Here is a 19,538-nt window from a genome sequence, read left to right as displayed (position 1 = left end):
CCGAACCTCACATGCCCCCAGCACCATCGCGCAGTGCCAGCTAGAATTGGCCCATGACTGAATTCATCCCTGCCGGCACGCTGTACCACGCCCTGCCCTCGCCATTTCCGATGAAACGCGGTGGCGTGCTGCATCAGGCACGCGTTGCGTACGAGACCTGGGGCACGCTGGCCGCAGATCGCAGCAACGCGATCCTGATCGTCACCGGCCTGTCGCCCAATGCGCACGCAGCGGCAAACCAGGCCAACCCCGAGCCGGGCTGGTGGGAAGGAATGCTAGGGCCGGGCAAGCCGATCGATACCGCACGCTGGTTCGTGGTCTGCGTCAATTCGTTAGGCAGTTGCAAGGGCTCGACCGGGCCGGCCTCGGTAAACCCAGCCACCGGCGCGCCGTATCGCCTCAGCTTTCCGGACCTGTCGATCGAAGACGTGGCCGATGCCGCAGCCGACGTGGTGCACGCGTTGGGCATCGCGCAGCTGGCTTGCCTGATCGGCAACTCGATGGGCGGCATGACCGCGCTGGCGCTGTTGCTGCGCCATCCCGGCATCGCGCGCAGCCACATCAATATTTCCGGCAGCGCGCAGGCATTGCCGTTTTCGATCGCGATACGCTCGTTGCAACGCGAGGCGATCCGGCTGGATCCACACTGGAACGGCGGCCACTACGACGATGTGCGCTACCCGGAATCGGGCATGCGCATGGCGCGCAAACTCGGCGTGATCACGTATCGTTCGGCGCTGGAATGGGACGGCCGTTTCGGCCGCGTGCGGCTGGATTCCGAGCAGGCGGCCGATGATCCGTTCGGGCTGGAATTCCAGGTGGAAAGCTATCTGGAAGGCCACGCGCGCCGCTTCGTGCGTTTTTTCGACCCAAACTGCTATCTGTATCTGAGCCGCTCGATGGACTGGTTCGACCTGGCCGAGTATGTCGAGGAAAGACCGGTTGCCGGCTCTGCCATCGACAATGCCCGTGCAGATGCCCTGCCCGCTTCCGCCAAGCCACAGACCGGCGTCTCGACCGCCGACACCGTGCTTGCCGGCCTGGCACGTATCCGCATCGCGCGTGCGCTGGCGATCGGCGCCAACACCGACATCCTGTTCCCGGTGCAGCAGCAGGAACAGATCGCCGACGGCCTGCGCGCCGGCGGCGCCGATGCGCAATTCATCGGCCTGGATTCGCCGCAAGGCCACGACGCGTTCCTGGTCGATTTCGCCCGGTTCGGCCCAGCGGTGAGCGACTTTTTGCAGGACTGTTGAGCTCCTTGAAGCTCGCTCTGCGCTGCCGAATATCGGCCGATGTTGCTGCAATACGGTAACCATCACCGCTGTTTTGCCGGCTGAGCAATTGATGCGTGATACGCGCGCAGACCGCACCGGCAAGCCACGCCATCCAACAGAGCGATGCGAATGCGCTATCAGGGACGTCTCAGCGACTGGAATGATCACAAGGGCTTTGGCTTCGTCACGCCCCATGGTGGTGGCGACCGTGCATTCGTCCATATCAGCGCATTTACACAGCAGACGCGTCGCCCGCGCGATGGGGAGATCATCACGTATGCAATCGAACGCGATGCGCACAAGCGCCTGAATGCCACGCAAGTGCGTTGGGCAGACCGTACCACCGCCGCCAGAACCGAACAACGTCGCAGCGGGTTGCCGCGCAAGACGCTGGCTGCGGTGTCGATGCTCGCCTTGGCGGCGGCCACGCTGATGCACGTGCTACCGGTGATCGTCCCGCTCTGGTACGCGGCGGCCAGCCTGGTCACGCTGCTGATCTATGCGATGGACAAATCGGCCGCGCAACGCAATCAATGGCGCACACCCGAATCCAGCTTGCACCTGCTGGCGCTGATCGGTGGCTGGCCAGGTGCATTGCTGGCGCAGGAAATCCACCGGCACAAATGCAGCAAGGCGGCGTTTCAGCTGACGTTCTGGCTCACGGTTGCGTTGAATGTCAGCGCACTGGTACTGGCAGTGACCGAGACCGACCTGATGGCCACGCTTCCGGCGCTGTTTGATTGAACGCGATCAACAACGTGTGGTCAGGTGATCAACGCTCACCCCGTGACCACGGTCGAGGACCGCAGCGATTGGCTACGCGTTCTGATCGAGCAACTCCAGCGTTCCCTCACGCATCCGTTAATGCCGTTGCACGACACCAGGCGGTAGCGCGTCGTGGGTGATCATCGCCAGCGAGCGTTCGCCGAGTGCGGCGGCCAGGTCGCGCAGCAGCGCGTCGGCGGTATCCACGTCCAGACCATCGGTGGGTTCGTCGAGCAATAGGATCGGGGCATCGCGCAGCAGTGCGCGCGCGAGGGCGAGCCGGCGCGCCTGGCCGGCAGACAGTGTGGCGCCGTTTTCACCGACCCAGGTGTCCAGGCCGTCGTTCGCACTGGCCCACGCGCCCAGGCGCACCTGCTCGAGCACCTGCCACAACGCGGCATCGTCGGCAGTGGCGTCGCCGATGAGCAGGTTGTCGCGCACGCTGCCGGCAAACACCGGCGCGTTCTGGGGCAGCCAGGCGATACGCTGGTGCCATTGCGCCTGTGCGACGTGACGCAGGTCGATGCCGGCGTAGCGCAGCTGCCCGGCCTGCGGATCCCACAGCCGCAGCAACAACGCCGACAATGTGCTTTTACCGCTGCCGCTGTCGCCGCTGATGGCGATGCGCTCGCCCGGCGCCAGGGTCAGATCGAGCCCATGCAGCACCGGGCGCGCGCTACCGGGCCAGGCAAACGACACCTGCTGCAATTGCAGCGTGCCGGTGCGCGGCACGTCGATTGCGTGCGCCGGATCGCTCACCGATGGCGCTTGATCGACGATGGCCTGCAGGCGCCCGGCGGCAACGCGTGCGCTTTGCAGCGCCTGCAACGCCAGCCCGGCACCGGCCCAGACTTCCAGCAACGCCATGGTCAAAAACACCAACCCCGCAGCAAGCTCGGCGGCGATCAGCCCGCGTTCGGCCGCACCAAGTGCCAGCCACAGCATGCCGGCCAGCCCCAGCCCGCCGCAGAGCGCATGCAGCAGGTTGCCGGTGATCAGCCGTCTGCGCTGGATGTGATCGCCGCCGGTGACGGCGGCAGCGGCGGCGTCGCTGCGCTGCAGCCAGGCGCCCTGCGCATGGACCGCAGCAAGGTCGGCCGCGCCCTCCAGGCCTTCGAAGGCCTGCGTGCGCAAGGTGGTGCGCTGCTGCGCACGCAACTGCTCGCGCTGCGCGCCGCCGCGTGCCACCTGCCACGGCACCAGCCCACCGATCAGCACGCCGAGCACCAACAACAAGCATGCAGCGGGAAGATAGATCAGTGCAGCGGCGACGACACCGCCTAGCCAGATGCCGAGCAACGCGGCCAGCGGTGCCAATGCGCGCACGCTGAGGCCGTCGACCTCGCCGATGTCGGACATCAGCCGCGCCAGCAGATCGCCGGTGCGGGTGGCCGACAATCGCCCGGGTGCCAGCGGCAAGGCGCGGCGGAAAAACCATACCCGCAGATCGCGGGCGATGCGCAAGGTGGCATCGTGCCCGATCAACTTTTCGCCGTAGCGCGACACGATACGCGCGAAGGTCAAGGCGCGAATGCCGGCCGAGGGCGAGAAGAAATTGAAGCCGGTCCCCATACCGGCAACGCCTGCCAGCGCAGCGGCGGTCAGGAAGCTGCCGGACAAGCCCAGCAGGCCGACACCGGCAAGCATGGTGACCAGCACCAGCACTGCCGACAACAGCAGGCGCCAGGCATGCCGACCGAACACATCGCGCACACGATCAGGCTGGGCGCGGCTCATGGTGCCTCCAGCGTGACCGTCGCGCCGCGCAGATCGATCACCGTGTCGGCCCAACGCATCACCGCAGCGCTGTGCGTCGCCAGAACGACCGCACGGACGCGCGCAAAGATGCCCAGCGTACGCAGCAAGTCCGCTTCGGTGTCCGGGTCGAGAAAGGCGGTGGGTTCGTCCAGCAGCAACACATCCGGCTCGCGCAACAACAACCGCGCCAACGCCACCCGGCGGGCTTCGCCACCGGACAAACCCAAGCCACGCTCGCCGATCACCGTGTCCAGGCCGGCCGGCAAGTGCGCGGCAAAGCGCAGCACTTGCGCCGCCTCGGCCACCGCGTGCAGGCGCGCATCGTTGGCCTGCGGGTCGGCCAGGCGCAGGTTGTCGGCGATGCTGCCGTGAAACAGGTAGGGCCGCTGCGTGGCATATCCAATGCGCGCACCCGGGCGCACGGCCACGCTGCCCGCCTCGGGTGCAAGCCAACCAGCGAGTCCTTCCAACAGCGTGCTCTTGCCGCTGCCGCTGGCACCGATCACTGCAACACGCTGCCCGGGCTCCAGCGTCAACGCAAACTCCTTGACCACCACCTGCGGCGCGCCGGCAGGACGCAGCGCCAATCCACGTGCCTGCAACAAGGGCGCATGCGCGTGTGCCGGCTCCAGGGCACGTGCGGGTGGCGCACCGGTGTCTGCAACAGCAGCCGGCTGGAAACCCTTCAGCAACCGCTCGGCCTCGGCCACTGCAGCCAAGGCGTTTGCGCGGTCATGGTAATGCGCGGCCAAGCGCCGCAGGGGCGCGAAGAATTCCGGCGCCAGCAAAAGGCAGAACATGCCCGCGCCCAGCGACGGCATACCGTGCAGATGGAGCATGCCCAAATAACTCAAACCGAAGTACAGCGCCACGATCGCCACACTGACGGAGGCAAAAAATTCCAGCACGGTCGACGACAGGAATGCGATGCGCAACACTTTCAGCGAGCGCTCGCGCACGCCCTCGGCAGCGGCGGCAATGCCCTGCAACTCAGCCTGGCCGCGGCCATACACGCGCAGCAATCCCAGGCCCTTGAGGCGATCGGCAAAATGCCCACCCATGCGCGCCAACTCGCCGACTTGTTCGCGCCCTGCGGCCTCGGCGCCCCACCCCACCAGCATCATGAAGAACGGAATCAGCGGCGCAGTAAGCAGCAACACCAACCCGACCACCCAATCGACCGGAAACACCGCGATCAGGATCAGCGGCGGCACCAGCAACATTTCGATGCGCGCGAGCTGGTAGCCGACGAAATAGCCTTCCAGTGCATCGGTATGCGCCAGGCTCAATTCGCCCAGTTCGCCGCTGCGCTGCCGGCGCAACCATAGCGGTCCGTGCTGCACCAGGCGTCTGGCAATGCGCGCGCGCAGTTCGCGTTTGGCCACGTCGGCCACTTCACCGGTCAGCGATTGCGCCCAGGCGTTGAGTAGCGCGCGCCCGATCAGCGCCAGCAGCAAGCCCGCGCCCACGTTGCGCAATTGCGCCAACGCCAGGTGCTGCACCAGCACCGCCTGTACCAGCCAGGCGATCGCAGCCGATTGCACGAGCAGCAACACACCCGACAACGCCACCGCAACCCCGGCAAGCCGCCGCGAACGCGTGGCAGATGCGGCAAGCGCATCCAGCCAGTGGCCGCGTTGACGGCGCCGGGCGGGCGTTTCGCTGGCTTGCACGCTGGGCTGGCTCACGTGGCTCTTCTGAAGACTGCGCATTGCACGCGATTGTAAGTCGCCGCCTCCCGGTCGGGGGATAGACAGTGTGACGCACCTGTCCAGGGCCGCATTGATTTGGATCAACGCGGCCGGCGCGATCGCGGCAGATGATCGCCACATTCCTTACCGACCCTCAACCAGGCCCACCCGCCATGATCGACTCGACAGTTGTCGAACTGTCGCGGCTGCAGTTCGCAGTCACCGCGATGTACCACTTCATCTTTCCGCCGCTCACCATGGGTCTGTCGTTCCTGCTGGGCATCATGGAAAGCGTCTACGTCATGACCGGCAAGCAGATCTGGCGGCGCATGACCATGTTCTGGGGTGTGCTGTTCGGCATCAACTTCGCCATGGGTGTCGGCACCGGCATCGTGATGGAGTTCGAGTTCGGCATGAACTGGTCGTACTACAGCCATTACGTGGGCGACATCTTCGGTGCCCCGCTGGCGATCGAGGGACTGATGGCGTTCTTTCTGGAAGCCACCTTTTTGGGCCTGTTCTTTCTTGGCTGGAATCGCCTGAGCAAGGTGCAGCACCTGGTCACCACGTGGCTGGTGGCGCTGGGCAGCAACTTCTCCGCGTTATGGATCCTGATCGCCAACGGCTGGATGCAGAATCCGGCCGGCGCGGTATTCAACCCGGACACCATGCGCATGGAAGTGGTGGATTTCGTGGCGGTGCTGTTCAACCCGGTGGCGCAAGCCAAGTTCGTGCATACCGTCAGCGCGGGCTACGTGCTGGGCGCGGTGTTCGTGATGTCGATCAGTGCGTTTTATCTATTGCGCGGCAAGCATATTGAAATGGCGCGGCGTTCGTTTGCGGTGGCCGCAGCGTTCGGTCTGCTGTCGTCGCTGTCGGTGGTGGTGCTGGGCGACGAGAGCGGCTACGCCGCCAGTGAACACCAGAAGATGAAACTGGCCGCCATCTAAGCGATGTGGGAAACCGAAGCTGCGCCGGCCGACTTCACCGCGTTCGGCATTCCGAACCAGACCACCCATCGCAACGATTACGCCATCAAGATTCCGTACCTGATGGGATTGATCGCCACGCGTTCGCTGGACGAGCCAATTCCAGGCATTCTCGAATTGGTGGGCCGTGCCGAACACCGCATCCGCGGCGGTCAAATCGCCTACGGCGCACTGCAACGCATCCGCGCCGACAGGAACGATGCCCAAGCGCGCAAGGTTTTCGATGCGCATTGGCAGGACCTGGGCCACGGCCTGCTGCTCAAGCGCTACCGCGACGATATCGGCAATGCAACGCCGGAGCAGATTGCCCAGGCCGCGATGGACACCGTGCCGCGCGTGCTGCCGCTGTTCTGCACCTTCCGCATCATGGCCGCCATCGGCATGTATCTCATCGCGTTTTTCGCTGTCGCCTTCTGGCTTGCCTGCAAGCACAACTTCCAGGAAAAACGCTGGTTCCTGACCTTGGCCCTATGGACGTTGCCGCTGCCCTGGATCGCGATCGAATGCGGTTGGTTCGTTGCCGAATACGGCCGCCAGCCGTGGGCGGTGGAAGGCGTGCTGCCCACGTTCTACGCCGCTTCCGGGCTGGATCTGTACGAGATCGTGCTGACGCTGGTGGGCTTCACCGCGCTGTACACAGCGCTACTGGTGATTGCGATCAAGTTGTCGCTGAAGACCATCAACAAGGGCCCGGATGTGCTGTTCCCGCCGATGCTGCCCAACGCATCGCCCGCCGCCCTGCAAGACCATGCCCCGTCGCGTCACGCACCGCTGAGTTCCGGTGCCGTGGCCGGCAGCGCACCGTAGGCGAAGGAGAAACATCATGGATTTCGTATTGCTCGATTACACAACCTTGCGCGTGATCTGGTGGCTGCTGCTCGGCGTGCTGCTGTCCGGTTACGCGGTGATGGGCGGCTTCGATCTTGGCGTGGGCGCGCTGCTGCCGTTCGTCGCCAACAACGATGCCGAACGCCGGCTGGTGATCAATACCGTCGGCCCGGTCTGGGAAGGCAACCAGGTGTGGTTGATCCTGGGCGGCGGCGCGATCTTTGCCGCGTTCCCGCCGTTGTACGCAGTGAGTTTCTCCGGGTTTTATCTGGCGATGTTCCTGATCCTGTTCGCGCTGATCCTGCGCCCGGTCGGTTTCAAGTTCCGCGGCAAGCTGGCAGGTGCACGCTGGCGCAGCAATTGGGACTGGGCGTTGTTCGTCGGCGGTTTCATTCCGGCACTGATCATGGGCGTGGCGGTCGGCAATGTGCTGCTGGGGGTGCCGTTCCATTTCGACGACAGCATGCGCACGTTCTACACCGGCAACCTGTTGGGGCTGCTGACGCCGTTCGCGTTGCTCGCCGGCTTGCTCAGCGTGGCGATGCTGCTGGCGCATGGCGCCGCGATGTTGGTGCTCAAGACCGATGGCCCGGTGGCCGCGCGCGCGGCGCGGTTCGGCAGCAGCGCTGCGCTGTGTGCGCTGGCACTGTTTGCAGCAGGCGGCGCATGGGTGGCGCTGGGTCTGCCCGGCTATGCGGTGACCTCGTTGCTGGCGACCGACGCGGCCACCAACCCGCTCGGCAAGACCGCTGCGCTCACCGCCGCGGGCGGCTGGTTGCACAACTACAGCAGCATGCCGGCCACGTTGATGGCGCCGCTGGTGGGCCTGGCCGGGCTTGCGATGAGCGCGGTGTTGTTACGCGTGCGCCGCGGTGGCCTGGCCTTCATCGCCTCCGGCAGCGCCATCGTCGGCATCGTGTTCCCAGTGGGCTTTGCGTTGTTTCCGTTCCTGCTGCCCTCCTCCACGGCGCCAAGCATGAGCCTGACGTTGTGGGATGCATCCAGCAGCCGTCTGACGTTGTGGATCATGTTGCTGGCCACTGCCGTGTTCATGCCGATCGTGCTGGCGTACACCAGCTGGGTATATCGCGTGCTCAAGGGCAAGGTCACCGACGATGCGGTCACGGCCAATCCCAACGCGTACTGAGCGCCGCGGCAGCGATCGCAATGCCTGTGCTGCCGTTGACGCACCGCGCGTCCCCATCTTTTTCAACGATTCGAGGAGCACACCAATGTGGTATTTCGCATGGATACTCGGCACCGGCCTGGCGGCATTGGCCGCGGTGCTCAACGGCATGTGGTTCGAAGCACGCGAGCCCGAGCGTGGCGAACCGTCTCAGTAAAATAATTTCATCAGATGCTTGCCGATTCCCCATTCCCTATGTAACATACGCGGCTCCTTCGGGGTGTAGCTCAGTCTGGTAGAGCGCTACGTTCGGGACGTAGAGGTCGCAGGTTCGAATCCTGTCTCCCCGACCAGTTTCAAAACACAAAACCGGCCTCGTGCCGGTTTTGTGTTTTCAGGCGTCGTTGCACGCACGTGCGCGACGCGGATGGTCTGTCATGTCCGTTGTCACTGCCGCGTCTTCTTCGTCCGCCCAGTTGCGTGGCCGCAGCCTGGTACTGTCCGCGATCTTGCTGTCCGCATTCAACCTGCGTACCGCAGTGACGTCGCTGACGCCGCTGCTGGAACGCATCGCCGACGAGTACGCCTTCGGCGCGCCCACCATGGGTGCGCTCGGCATGTTGCCGACCGCAGCCTTCGCACTCACTGGCGTGGCGACGCCCGCGTTGCTGCGCCGTTTCGGCTTGCTGCGCGCGGCCCTGTTGTCGATGGCGCTGGCCACGCTTGGGTTGGTCCTGCGCCCGCTGCTGCCGGGCACCGCCGGGTTGCTGGTCGGCTCGCTGGTGGCGTTGGCCGGCATGGGTATGGGCAACGTGGTGCTGCCGCCGCTGGTGAAGCGCTACTTCGGCGACCGCGTGGGCCGTGTCAGCACGCTGTACATCACCGTGCTGCAGGTCGGCACGCTGCTGCCGGCGCTGCTGGCAGTGCCGGTGGCAGATGCGCTGGGTTGGCGCAGTTCGATGGTGGTGTGGGTGCTGCCGGCTCTGCTGGCATCGGCGGCGTGGGCACTGGTGCACGCCAGCCACCGGCGTATCCGCGCCACCGGCCCGGCACCGGTGACCCCAACGCCCGAGGCCGAAGGCCGCGTCGCGCGTACTGCGCTGGGTTGGAGCATGGCGGTGACCTTCGGCATGACCTCGCTGGTCACCTATTCCATGTTCACCTGGCTGCCGACGCTGCTGCGCGAAGCCGGCGCATCGCCTGCGTTCGGCGGCACCATGGTGGCGTTGTTCGCGGCATTGGGCATGGTCGGCGCGCTGACCATGCCGGCGCTGGCGGTGCGCATGCGTAACCCGTTTCCCATCGTGCTGCTATGCGCAGCCTGTCACCTTGTCGCGTTCGCCGGGCTGTGGTGGGCGCCGCTGGCCGCACCGGTCCTGTGGGTGACTTTGCTTGGACTGGGGCCGAGCACGTTTCCGCTGGCGTTGGTGTTGGTGAATCAGCGCAGCCGCACGGCGGCCGGTTCGGCCGCACTGTCCGGTTTCTCGCAGGGCGTGGGCTATGCGGTGAGCTGCCTGGGGCCATTCCTGTTCGGCTGGCTGCACGCGCACAGCGGCGGCTGGACTTCCCCGTTCGTGTTCCTGGTCATCTGCCTGCTGGTGCAACTGGCCGCCGCCTGGGTGGTCTGCCGCCCGCAGTTGCTGGAAGATGCGTGGGCGCCGCCGGCACGCGGTGCCCGCGCGCTCAACGTACCGGCAGACTGATGTAGCTGGGCTGCTCGGGGGACACGTACACCCGCTGCGTGGCCTTCTGATAATCGCCAGGCTTGGCGAAGAAGATATTGGGCACGTAGGTCTGCGGATTGCGGTCGTACAGCGGGAACAGGCTGGACTGCACCTGCACCATCACCCGATGGCCCGGCTGGAAGGTGTGGTTGGCGGTCGGCAAGCCGAACTGGAATGCCAGCGGCTGATTGGACGTCAGGGGTTTGGGCGTGCTGAAGCTCTCGCGGTAGCGGCCGCGGAAGATCGCCAGCGACACCGGCAACTCATAGCCGCCCATCTTCGGGTTCGACGCCATCTCCTCCGGAAACACATCGATCAGCTTCACCACCCAATCGCTGTCGCTGCCGCTGGTGGAGGCCTGCAGATGCACGTCAGGCGCACCGGCGATCTGCAGCGGCTCGGTCAGCGGCTCGGTAACGAAGGTCAGCACGTCCGGGCGGCCATCGACAAAGTGCTGGTCGTGCACCAGCCAGGTGGTCCACATCGCGCGATCGGCAAAATCCACCGGGCGCGGCACGAACGGCACCGGCTTGGCCGGGTCGGACACGTACTCTTCAAATCCCGCCTGCCCGGCCACCGGCGGCTGGAACGACAGCTTGCCGCCGGCCTGCAGATACAGCGGCTTGCTGGTCGCCGCACAGCCCTTGTCGCAACTGCGCGGCCACGCCTTGAGCCGATCCCAGTGGTTTTCGCCGGTGTTGTAGATGAACACCGGCGGCGTATCTGCCTTGGGTGCGCCATCGACCAGGTACTGATCGACGAACGGGCGCAGCACGTCATGGCGGAACTGGCGCGCGGTATCGCCTTCGAAATTCAGCGCACCCAACGCACTGCCGTCGTAGTTCACCTGACTGTGGCGCCACGGGCCCATCACCAGGTAGTTGAGCGTATTGCGCTTGTCGCGCGGCTCCATCGCCGCGTAGCTGTGAATCGCACCCCACATGTCTTCCTGATCCCACAGGCCTTGCAGCCACATCGTGGGCACCTTCAGCGGCGTGCGCGCCATCACCTTGTCGAGCGCCTGCTCCTGCCAGAACGCGTCATAGGCGGCGTGTTCGGTGAGCTTGTGCCACCACGGCAACTGCTCCAGGCCTGCGGCCTTGGCGAAGTCGCCGGCCGAGCCGGCCTGCAGGAAATTGCTGTAATCGTCGTGCCCCTGACGCGCGATGCCGGCGCCCTTGCCGCGCTTGCTGAGCTGGCCGGTGAAGTAATCGAAATTGACCTGGCGGAACGCACCGTAATTGAACCAGTCGTCGCCCATCCAGCCGTCGATCATCGGGCTTTCCGGCACCGCCACCTTCAACGCGGGATGCGGGTTGGTCAGCGCCATCACCACGGTGAACCCTTCGTAGGACGAGCCGATCATACCGACCTTGCCATTGGATTCGCTGACGTTCTTCACCAGCCAATCGATGGTGTCCCAGGCATCGGTGGCATGGTCGACTTCGCTGGGATTGAGCGGCCCACGCAGCGGGCGCGTCATCACGTAATCGCCTTCGGAACCGTATTTGCCGCGCACGTCCTGAAACACGCGGATGTAGCCGCCTTCCGCGAAGACGTCGTCGCCGGCAGACAGCAGGTCCTTCATATGCGGCGAAGCCAGCCGTTCGGTGCGGCCACTGGCGTCGTAGGGCGTGCGTGTCAGCACGATCGGTGCGTTCTTGGCGCCCTTCGGCAGCACGATCACCGTGTGCAGCTTGACCCCATCGCGCATCGGAATCATCACCTCGCGCTTGATGTAGTCGTTGCTGGCATCGGCAGCCACGAACGGCTTGCCGGTGATGTCCGGCGTCATCGGAGAGGTTTGCGCCCAGGCGCTGCCGCTGGCGGCGGCGATGGCGGTGGCGGTGGCGAGCAGGCAGGTGGCAAGGCGGCGCATGGACGACTCCGGAAGTGCGGGGGCAGTCGTCGACTGTAGGCAGGAGCGGGCTGCCGGGGGAGTGTCAAAGGTCGTGGTTGCCGCGGTAGGTGGCGCAGTGGCGGTGGGATGGTGGGCGACCAGGTGCGCAGGCCTGATGCGCGGTGTCGGCTGCTGGATACATGCGCGGCAGCTTGTGTTCGTCAGCAGCACACGCCAGACAACACGCGACCGCGCATCGCTCGACTAGCGCCTCCCTGGCCTGTCAACGCTCGTGGAAGGCCGCCCCACTACAGGGCTGCTGTTGTGGTGCTGGCGAAGGTGCAGATGGATGCAACGCGCGCAAACCGACGAGCATGGTGTTGCGCCCTTACCGATCAGTGTCGAACCTGCCCTTCGCCGCGCACCACGAAGCGCTCCACGGTGAGCGCTTCCAGGCCCATGGGGCCGTACGAATGCAGGCGCGTGGTGGAGATGCCGATCTCCGCGCCCAGGCCCAGTTCACCGCCATCGGAAAACCGCGAGGAGGCGTTCACCATCACCACCGCCGAGCGTAGCGCCTGCACGAAGCGCTCGGCGTTGTCGGCATCCTGCGTGGCGATGACTTCGGTGTGGTCCGAGCCGTACTGGCGGATGTGCGCCAGCGCCGTGTCCAGATCCGGTACCACGCGGATGGCCAGGATCAGGTCGAGAAATTCCGCGGCATAGTCGTCGTCGCTTGCAGGAGCGATCTCGGGCAGCATCGCGCGCGTCGCCGCATCGCCACGCAGTTCCACCTTGCGTTCGCGCAATGCCTGCGCCGCAAGCGGGAGAAAGCGCTCGGCGATGTCTGCATGCACCAGCAAGGTCTCCAGCGAATTACAGGCGGCCGGCCGCGTCGCCTTGCCATCGATCAACAGACGTAGTGCAAGCGCCAGGTCCGCCGACGCATCCACAAACAGATGGCACACACCCTTGTAGTGCTTGATCACCGGCACGCGCGCGTGCTCCGCAACGAACCGGATCAGGCCTTCGCCACCGCGCGGAATCGCCAGATCGACGATGTCGTTGAGCTGCAGTAGCTCCAGCATGGTCTCGCGGCGCAGATCCTCGACCAGGGTCAGCGCCGCTTCCGGCACATTGGCTTCGCGCAAGGCGCCCTGCAGTGCGCGCGCAATGGCGGTATTGGAATGGATCGCCTCCGAGCCACCGCGCAAGATCACGCCATTGCCGGCCTTGATGCACAGCGCGGCAGCGTCTGCCGTGACGTTGGGCCGCGCCTCGTAAATCATCGCGATCACGCCCAGCGGCACACGCACCTTCTGCACGCGAATCCCGTTGGGGCGGATGTCCTCGCGCGTGACCTGGCCGACCGGATCGGGCAAGGCCGCCACCTCGCGCAACGCAGTCGCGATACCGGCTAGGCGCTGCGGATCGAGTGCCAACCGATCGAGCATGGCACTGCCGGTGCCCTTGGCACGCGCGGCCTCCAGATCGCGCGCATTGGCGGCCAGAATCGCCGCGGCATCGGTTTCCAGCGCGGCAGCCATCGCCTCCAGCAAGGCCTGCTTGGCCTGTGCAGACAATTGCGACACCACCTGCGCGGCGTCACGGCATTGCAGAGCGAGCGTTTTGATGGTCATTGGAGAATCGGGAGTGGGGAATCAGGAATGGTAAAAGCACGCGGCATCACTTTACTGCGACGGAATCGGCGCTGGGAAACGCTCGGTGCGAAGCTTTTGCGATTCTCCATTCCCGATTCTCCATTCCCCCGCTACAACACCACCAGATCATCGCGATGCACCACGTTCTCGCCGTAACTGTAGCCGAGCACGTTCTCGATCTCGCGCGAATGGCGGCCTGCGATACGACGGATATCCAGGGCCGAATACTGGCTGACGCCGCGTGCCAGACACTGTTCGTCGCCCGTGGTATCGCGCCGACGGATCTCCACCATGTCGCCGCGACGGAAATCGCCCTGCGCGCCGGCCACCCCGCCTGGCAACAGCGAAGCGCCCTTGCCGGTCAAGGCCGCTGCGGCGCCGTCGTCGATGAGGATCGCGCCCGCTTCCACCGGTGCGTGCCGCAGCCAGTATTTTCGCGCAGCGATGCGCGTGCGTGCGGCGTGGATCCGCGTGCCACGCAGGCGGTCCAGCGCCAGGGCGCGCACCACCTCGCCACTTCGGCCGTTGAACAGATAGGTTTCGATGCCGGCCGCGCCGGCCTTTGCAGCGGCTTCCAGTTTGGTGCGCATGCCTCCGGTCCCCACGTTGCTACCGCTGCCGCCGGCCATCGCCAGCACCTCCGGGGTGAGCTCGGGCACATCGTCGAGCGGGCGCGCCAACGGGTTGCTGCGTGGGTCGGCGGTATACAAGCCATCGATATCGGTGGCGATAAACAACGCGTCGGCATCGACCAGCGCAGCCACGATCGCGGCCAGGTTGTCGTTATCGCCCAGCTTCAACTCATCCACCGAGACGGTATCGTTTTCGTTGATCACCGGCAGCGCGCCCAGCCGCAGCAACTCGCCCAAGGTGGCACGCGCATTGAGGTAGCGGCGACGGTTGCGCAGGTCGTCATGCGTGAGCAGTACCTGCGCCACCGGTCGCTCGAAAAAGCGCTGCCACAACGCAATCAACTGGGCCTGGCCCAAGGCGGCCAGTGCCTGCCGTGCCGCGATCGGTGCGCCGACATCCACCGCTTTGGGCAGGATGGCACGGCCGGCGGCCACCGCGCCCGACGACACGATCACCAGCTCGCGCCCAGCTGCCAGATTGGCGGAGACGAACTGCGCCAGACCGAGCGCGAAGCGCGGGGACAGCCCTCCCCCATCGGCGGCGAGCAGGCTGCTGCCGACCTTGAGCACCGCACGGCGCCATGGCGGCAATGCCTGCTCGGTAAAGGGCAACAACGTGCTGGCAGGCGTGCTCATGGCAATGACGTCCTCAGTGCGTGTTCCACTCATACACGGTCAGTGCAGAGGCATCGCGCAGCACCAGCGGGTCACGCGCAACGATCTGCTGGGCGTCTTCGAGGGTGGCCACGTTGACCAGCACATACGCCCCACCGCTGCGATCGCTGAAACCACCGGTCAGCTCAAGCTGCCCGGCGGCGCGCAACGCATCGAGAAAGTCCAGATGCGGCTGCACCACATCGGCGGGAAACCCCGGCTTGCGCAGCGCAAGCACCAGGTAACGGGTCGTCATGCGCGCAGCGCCTGCCAGCGCGCTTGCAGCACATCCAGTTGCAGGTCGGCTGCCGCACCGGGCGAGACGCGCGCAGCCAGGCTGCCTTCCGGCGTGCGCCCCTGCCCTGCGGTCTCGGAGGCTTGCGCTGCCGCCTTGTAAGCCTCGCGGAACGGCACACCGGCCACGGCGGCTTCCACTGCCACGTCGGTGGCGTACATGCCCGAATCGATGGCTGCGCGCAGTTTGTCCGGGCGCCATTCCAGATTGGCCAGCAAGGCCGGCAACAGTTCCAGCGCCGCAAGTCCGCGGCCAAAGCCGTGCACGATCGCGCCCTTGCTACTTTGAAGATCGCGGTGATAACCCGACGGCAGCGACAGCAGCTGTTCGATCTCGGTGCGCGCTGCCGCCACGCTGGCATGCGTTGCGCGCATCAGCTCGATCACGTCCGGGTTGCGCTTGTTCGGCATGATCGAACTGCCGGTGGTGTATTGCGCCGGCAAAGCGACAAACGCGAATTCGCCGCTGGTGAACAGCGACAGATCCCAGGCGATGCGGCGCAGATCCAGCGTGGCGCTGCCCAGCGCTTCGAGCGCGGCCAGTTCGTATTTGCCGCGCGAAAGCTGGGCATAGATCGGCGAGACCAACAGGCGTGCAAACCCCAGTTCGGCGGTGGTATGCGCACGATCCAGCGGCAGATTCACGCCATAGCCCGCGGCCGTGCCGAGCGGATTGCTGTCGACCAAGTGGACGGTGTCACCGGCGCGCACGGCATTGTCGATGAAGGCTTCCGCCCAGCCCGCCCACCACATGCCGGCCGACGACACCACCGCACGCTGGATGTGCGTGTAGCCCGGCACTGGCAGCTCGGCCTCGGCCTGTGCGCGCTCCAACGCCACCTCGGCGATCTCCGCGCTGAGCGTGGCCACGCGCTGCAGCTTGTCCTTCAACCACAAGCGGGTGGCGACCAGAATCTGGTCGTTACGGCTGCGGCCGGTGTGGATCTTGCGGCCTGCATCGCCCAGACGCTCGGTCAATCGCGCTTCGATGGCCGAGTGGCAATCCTCGTATTGCGCATCGAGCACGAATGCGCCGCTGCGGAAGTCGGCCGCCAGCAGATCGAGCTGCTCACTCAAGCCACCCAGCTCCTGCAACGACAAGATGCCGATATGCTGCAGCCCCTGCGCATGCGCCTTGCTGGCGGCGATGTCGTACAGGAAGAATTCGCGATCCAGGATCACATCGTCGCCGGCAAGGAAACTCTGGATCTTGGCGTCCACGGCAACGCCAGGTTTTTGCCACAACAGATTGGTCATCGGAAAGCGTCTCGAGTAAGTCGTCCAGTTTCGATCCCCGCACATGGATGTGCGGGCTGTTGCGAGGGACTCGCATCGTTAAATCCCTGCACAGGGATGTGCAGGCTCTTGCGAGGGACTCGCATCAACGAATTGCCATCAACTCGTCCCAGCCCAGCGCCAGGTTGAGGTTCTGCATCGCCTGCGTCGCTGCACCCTTGAGCAGGTTGTCCAGCGTCGCCACCACCACCACGCGCTTGTTGCCGGGCGCCAGCGTCACCCCGCCAATCTGCACACCGTGCTTGCCGGCGATGCGGCTCACCCAAGGCGCTTCGTCGACGATCTCGATCAACGGCTCGTCGGCATAACGCTGCGTATAACGCGCCTGGATCTGCTCGCGCGTCAGCGGCTGCTGCAGCCACAGATTGACGGTCATGGTGATGCCGCGGAAATGCGGCGCCACGTGCGGCATGAACTCCACCGGCACGCCGAGCTGCGCAGACACCTCGCGCTCGTGCATGTGGTTGGTCAGCGCATACGGCATCAAATTATTGGAGAGCAACTCGGGGTTGTTCTTGTCCGAGGGCGTGGTACCCGCGCCCGAATACCCGGACACGCCGAAACACTGCGGCGGCCCGGCCAACTGGTCGAGCAGTGGCGCGATGGTCAGCTGCATCGCGGTGGCATAACAGCCCGGATTGCTGATGCGTCTTTGTCCGGCGTAGCTGCCGCGCGTCAGCTCAGGCAAGCCGTAGTACCAGGCCGGATCGAAGCGATAGTCTGCCGACAGATCGATCACCAGCGTCTGCGGCGTTGCTGCGTCGATCGCGGCGACGAAGGGCGCTGCCTTGCCATTGGGCAGCGCCAGGATCACCACGTCGGCAGCCTTGACGGCCACCGCGTCGGCATCCAGGTTCTCGTAACGCAACTGCCCCTGGTAGGCATCGTTATGCTCGGCCACGCGCTGCCCGGCCAGCTCGCGCGAGGACACGAAGCTCAAGTGCAGCTGCGGGTGCGCCGCAACCAGTTTGATCAATTCCGAGCCGGCATGCCCGCGGGCGCCGACAATGCCGATGGTCTTTGGTTGAACAGTCATGCGTTTGCTTCCAGGCGGAACTGCAGGTGGCGTTTGACCCCTGCCCATTCCGTATCGATGATGGAAAACACCACGGTATCGCGCAGCGTACCGTCGGCGTGGCGGGTGTGGTTGCGCAGCACACCGTCCTGTTTTACGCCCAGCCGCGCGATCGCCGTGCGCGAGGTGTGGTTGAACCAGCTGGTTTCGAACGCCACGCTCAAGCACCCCAATGTTTCGAAGGCGTATTGCAGCAGCATCAGCTTGGCTTCGGTGTTGACGCCGCTGCGCTGCATGCGCGGTGCGTACCAGGTGTAGCCGATCGACAGCCTCGGCACAGCTGCATCCAGCGCGTAGTAGCGCGTGCAACCGACGATGTCGCCGGCCGCATCGCGCACCGCAAATGGCAACGCCGCGCCATCGGCGCAGGCGGCCAAGGCTGCAGCGATATACGCATCGACCTGCTCCGGTGCGGGCACGCTGGTGTACCACAGCCGCGACAGCGCGCCGTCGCCCACTGCCTCACGCAACCCATCGGCATGCGCTGCCTGCAGCGGCTCCAGGCTCGCGTGCCGTCCACGCAGGCTGGGCTGTTCGCGCCAAAGGGGCGGCAAGCCGACGGCGCTCATCGCACTCAGCCCAGCAAAGTCGGCTGACGCGTCGCACAGTGCGCAACGCAATGCTGGATCTGCTCGAAATTTTCCAGCCCGTACCAGAACACCTTCCACTTCTCCTGCTTGATGCAACCGTCGGATTCGGCGTAGTAAAAGATATTGACCTGGTTGTTATGGCGCGAGCGCCAGAACAGCTGCGGGGTCTCTTCGCGCATCACATTCCACACCGCGCGGCCAAGACCTTCGCCCTGCGCATCGTCGAGCACGGCGAACTTGTCCAGATAGGTCAACCTGCCCGCACCGAACTGGCCCTCGTCGGTCAGGATCACCGCCGCACGGTAGTTTTCGCTGACATACGCCCGCAGCAACGTGGTGGTGTCGAAATACTCCGGCACCAGCGTGCGGCCGAAGCTGGATTCGATCAGCGACTTCAGGCGAGGCAGATCCAGTTCGTCCCAGGAGGTCGCGCGCAGCACGCGCTCGCCGCGCCGCACCAGCGTGCCCGAGCCCTTGTGGGTGAACAGCTCCTTGGCCAGGTCCGACGGCCGGGTGATCGACACCGACGACTCCAGCGGCAGACGATCGAGCAAGTCCTTGATCTGCTCGATCTTCACCCGCATGCCGCCATTGATCCACGGCTGCTGCATCAGGTGATCGAACTCGGTAGACAGGTTGATCGAGTCGATCAACTTGCCATCGGCATCCAGCAGGCCGCCGGTGCCGGTAAGGAAAATGATCTTGTACGGCTGCAGCTCCTGCACCAACTCGTTGGCGGCAAAATCCGCATTGACGTTGAGGATCTGCCCGCTGGGCGTTTCGCCCAGGCTGGTGATCACCGGGATGGAGCCGGCCTGCAGACTGGCTTCGATCGGCGCCAGATTCACCGCCTTGACCTCACCGACCAGGCCGTAGATGTCGCGATCCAGATACTCGGCCTCGAACACGCCACCGGTGATCGAGGTCGCACGCGCGCCGTTCTGCTGTAGCGCTTCCACCAGTTTCAGGTTGGAGGCCTGGAACACCTTGCGCACGATCGCCAACGCTTCCGGCGAGGTGACGCGCAGTCCGTTGATGGTGTGCTTTTCGATGCCGGCTGCCGACAGCTCTGCATCCAGCTGCGGGCCGGCGCCATGCAGCACGATCGGGGTCAACCCCACTTCCTGCAGGAACGACAGCGACGAGGTCAGCGCGTCCAGATCGTCGCGCAACACCGCGCCGCCCACCTTGACCACCGCAAAGCGCTTGGCATCGAGCTGCGAAAACCGCTTGAGGTACTGGCTGATTTCCTTCGCGCTGGCCATGCTCGAGAGCAGGCGCACGATGGTCTGGCGGGTCTGTTTGTGGGGCTGTGCGGAAGAGGACATTGCCGTGTTC

The 19,538-nt window shown here is 65.2% G+C and carries 15 protein-coding genes, 1 tRNA gene and 1 pseudogene; 7 read left to right on the top strand and 10 right to left on the bottom strand.

What is annotated here, in order from left to right; all coding sequences use genetic code 11:
• Window positions 1-53: 53 nt before the first annotated feature.
• A complete protein-coding gene (gene metX / locus F7R02_RS08805; protein ID WP_078589403.1) occupies window positions 54-1,256 on the top strand; it encodes a homoserine O-acetyltransferase MetX in 1,203 nt (400 codons plus the stop codon).
• A gap of 150 nt (window positions 1,257-1,406) precedes the next feature.
• The gene (locus F7R02_RS08800) at window positions 1,407-2,021 is read left to right on the top strand and encodes a DUF1294 domain-containing protein (protein ID WP_039576668.1); all 615 of its coding nucleotides are present in this window, start codon (window positions 1,407-1,409) and stop codon (window positions 2,019-2,021) included.
• 117 nt (window positions 2,022-2,138) lie between these two features.
• On the opposite strand, the gene cydC is transcribed toward F7R02_RS08800, so the two are convergent.
• Entirely contained in the window at window positions 2,139-3,779 is a 1,641-nt protein-coding gene (cydC, locus tag F7R02_RS08795; protein ID WP_078589405.1) for a thiol reductant ABC exporter subunit CydC, read from the bottom strand.
• Window positions 3,776-5,512 (bottom strand): thiol reductant ABC exporter subunit CydD, encoded by a 1,737-nt coding sequence (gene cydD / locus F7R02_RS08790; protein ID WP_078589407.1) that lies wholly within the window; start codon window positions 5,510-5,512, stop codon window positions 3,776-3,778. The genes cydC and cydD overlap by 4 nt, the downstream gene beginning before the upstream one ends.
• A gap of 152 nt (window positions 5,513-5,664) precedes the next feature.
• Here cydD and F7R02_RS08785 point away from each other — a divergent pair.
• The 5 genes and pseudogenes from F7R02_RS08785 (at window position 5,665) to F7R02_RS08765 (ending at window position 10,137) form a co-directional block, all read left to right on the top strand.
• Window positions 5,665-7,287 (top strand): annotated as a pseudogene (locus F7R02_RS08785) (cytochrome ubiquinol oxidase subunit I).
• A 16-nt stretch (window positions 7,288-7,303) separates the two neighbouring features.
• Window positions 7,304-8,455 (top strand): cytochrome d ubiquinol oxidase subunit II, encoded by a 1,152-nt coding sequence (gene cydB, locus F7R02_RS08780; protein ID WP_078589409.1) that lies wholly within the window; start codon window positions 7,304-7,306, stop codon window positions 8,453-8,455.
• Between the two features lie 85 nt (window positions 8,456-8,540).
• Entirely contained in the window at window positions 8,541-8,651 is a 111-nt protein-coding gene (gene cydX, locus F7R02_RS08775) for a cytochrome bd-I oxidase subunit CydX (RefSeq protein WP_005922536.1), read from the top strand.
• Window positions 8,652-8,710: 59 nt separating this feature from the next.
• Window positions 8,711-8,787, top strand: a tRNA-Pro gene (locus F7R02_RS08770).
• A 123-nt stretch (window positions 8,788-8,910) separates the two neighbouring features.
• A complete protein-coding gene (locus tag F7R02_RS08765; RefSeq protein ID WP_167521000.1) occupies window positions 8,911-10,137 on the top strand; it encodes a CynX/NimT family MFS transporter in 1,227 nt (408 codons plus the stop codon).
• Here F7R02_RS08765 and F7R02_RS08760 read toward each other — a convergent pair.
• The 8 genes from F7R02_RS08760 to F7R02_RS08725 all read right to left on the bottom strand — a co-directional run bounded on the left by F7R02_RS08760 (window position 10,118) and on the right by F7R02_RS08725 (window position 19,528).
• On the bottom strand, window positions 10,118-12,037 hold the full coding sequence (locus tag F7R02_RS08760; protein WP_078589412.1) for a CocE/NonD family hydrolase: 1,920 nt from the start codon (window positions 12,035-12,037) through the stop codon (window positions 10,118-10,120). The genes F7R02_RS08765 and F7R02_RS08760 overlap by 20 nt on opposite strands.
• A 356-nt stretch (window positions 12,038-12,393) precedes the next feature.
• The gene (locus F7R02_RS08755) at window positions 12,394-13,638 is read right to left on the bottom strand and encodes a glutamate-5-semialdehyde dehydrogenase (RefSeq protein ID WP_078589414.1); all 1,245 of its coding nucleotides are present in this window, start codon (window positions 13,636-13,638) and stop codon (window positions 12,394-12,396) included.
• 131 nt (window positions 13,639-13,769) lie between these two features.
• Complete coding sequence (gene proB / locus F7R02_RS08750) at window positions 13,770-14,927, bottom strand: glutamate 5-kinase (protein WP_078589417.1); 1,158 nt, start codon at window positions 14,925-14,927, stop codon at window positions 13,770-13,772.
• A 13-nt stretch (window positions 14,928-14,940) separates the two neighbouring features.
• Window positions 14,941-15,201, bottom strand: coding sequence for a YciI family protein (locus F7R02_RS08745; RefSeq protein WP_003486965.1), 261 nt, complete (start codon window positions 15,199-15,201; stop codon window positions 14,941-14,943).
• Complete coding sequence (locus F7R02_RS08740; protein WP_003486963.1) at window positions 15,198-16,496, bottom strand: argininosuccinate lyase; 1,299 nt, start codon at window positions 16,494-16,496, stop codon at window positions 15,198-15,200. Before F7R02_RS08740 ends, F7R02_RS08745 begins: the two co-directional genes overlap by 4 nt.
• Window positions 16,497-16,620: 124 nt before the next feature.
• Window positions 16,621-17,571, bottom strand: coding sequence for an N-acetyl-gamma-glutamyl-phosphate reductase (gene argC, locus F7R02_RS08735; RefSeq protein WP_078589419.1), 951 nt, complete (start codon window positions 17,569-17,571; stop codon window positions 16,621-16,623).
• Complete coding sequence (locus F7R02_RS08730; protein WP_078589422.1) at window positions 17,568-18,179, bottom strand: GNAT family N-acetyltransferase; 612 nt, start codon at window positions 18,177-18,179, stop codon at window positions 17,568-17,570. Before F7R02_RS08730 ends, argC begins: the two co-directional genes overlap by 4 nt.
• Window positions 18,180-18,184: 5 nt before the next feature.
• The gene (locus F7R02_RS08725; RefSeq protein ID WP_003486956.1) at window positions 18,185-19,528 is read right to left on the bottom strand and encodes an acetylglutamate kinase; all 1,344 of its coding nucleotides are present in this window, start codon (window positions 19,526-19,528) and stop codon (window positions 18,185-18,187) included.
• Window positions 19,529-19,538: the final 10 nt, after the last annotated feature.

The sequence above is a fragment of the Xanthomonas cissicola genome (assembly GCF_008801575.1).
GTDB classification, from domain to species: Bacteria; Pseudomonadota; Gammaproteobacteria; order Xanthomonadales; family Xanthomonadaceae; genus Xanthomonas; species Xanthomonas cissicola.
The sequence above is the reverse complement of the archived record's forward strand: the minus strand, read 5'-3'. Positions and strand labels throughout refer to the sequence as shown.

Excerpts from the sequence above, each read along its gene's own strand:
- metX (WP_078589403.1), top strand. The coding sequence starts at position 54 with ATGACTGAATTCATCCCTGCCGGCACGCTGTACCACGCCCTGCCCTCG.
- F7R02_RS08800 (WP_039576668.1), top strand. The coding sequence starts at position 1,407 with ATGCGCTATCAGGGACGTCTCAGCGACTGGAATGATCACAAGGGCTTT.
- cydC (WP_078589405.1), bottom strand. The coding sequence starts at position 3,779 with ATGAGCCGCGCCCAGCCTGATCGTGTGCGCGATGTGTTCGGTCGGCAT.
- cydD (WP_078589407.1), bottom strand. The coding sequence starts at position 5,512 with ATGCGCAGTCTTCAGAAGAGCCACGTGAGCCAGCCCAGCGTGCAAGCC.
- cydB (WP_078589409.1), top strand. The coding sequence starts at position 7,304 with ATGGATTTCGTATTGCTCGATTACACAACCTTGCGCGTGATCTGGTGG.
- cydX (WP_005922536.1), top strand. The coding sequence starts at position 8,541 with ATGTGGTATTTCGCATGGATACTCGGCACCGGCCTGGCGGCATTGGCC.
- F7R02_RS08760 (WP_078589412.1), bottom strand. The coding sequence starts at position 12,037 with ATGCGCCGCCTTGCCACCTGCCTGCTCGCCACCGCCACCGCCATCGCC.
- F7R02_RS08755 (WP_078589414.1), bottom strand. The coding sequence starts at position 13,638 with ATGACCATCAAAACGCTCGCTCTGCAATGCCGTGACGCCGCGCAGGTG.
- proB (WP_078589417.1), bottom strand. The coding sequence starts at position 14,927 with ATGAGCACGCCTGCCAGCACGTTGTTGCCCTTTACCGAGCAGGCATTG.
- F7R02_RS08745 (WP_003486965.1), bottom strand. The coding sequence starts at position 15,201 with ATGACGACCCGTTACCTGGTGCTTGCGCTGCGCAAGCCGGGGTTTCCC.
- F7R02_RS08740 (WP_003486963.1), bottom strand. The coding sequence starts at position 16,496 with ATGACCAATCTGTTGTGGCAAAAACCTGGCGTTGCCGTGGACGCCAAG.
- argC (WP_078589419.1), bottom strand. The coding sequence starts at position 17,571 with ATGACTGTTCAACCAAAGACCATCGGCATTGTCGGCGCCCGCGGGCAT.
- F7R02_RS08730 (WP_078589422.1), bottom strand. The coding sequence starts at position 18,179 with ATGAGCGCCGTCGGCTTGCCGCCCCTTTGGCGCGAACAGCCCAGCCTG.
- F7R02_RS08725 (WP_003486956.1), bottom strand. The coding sequence starts at position 19,528 with ATGTCCTCTTCCGCACAGCCCCACAAACAGACCCGCCAGACCATCGTG.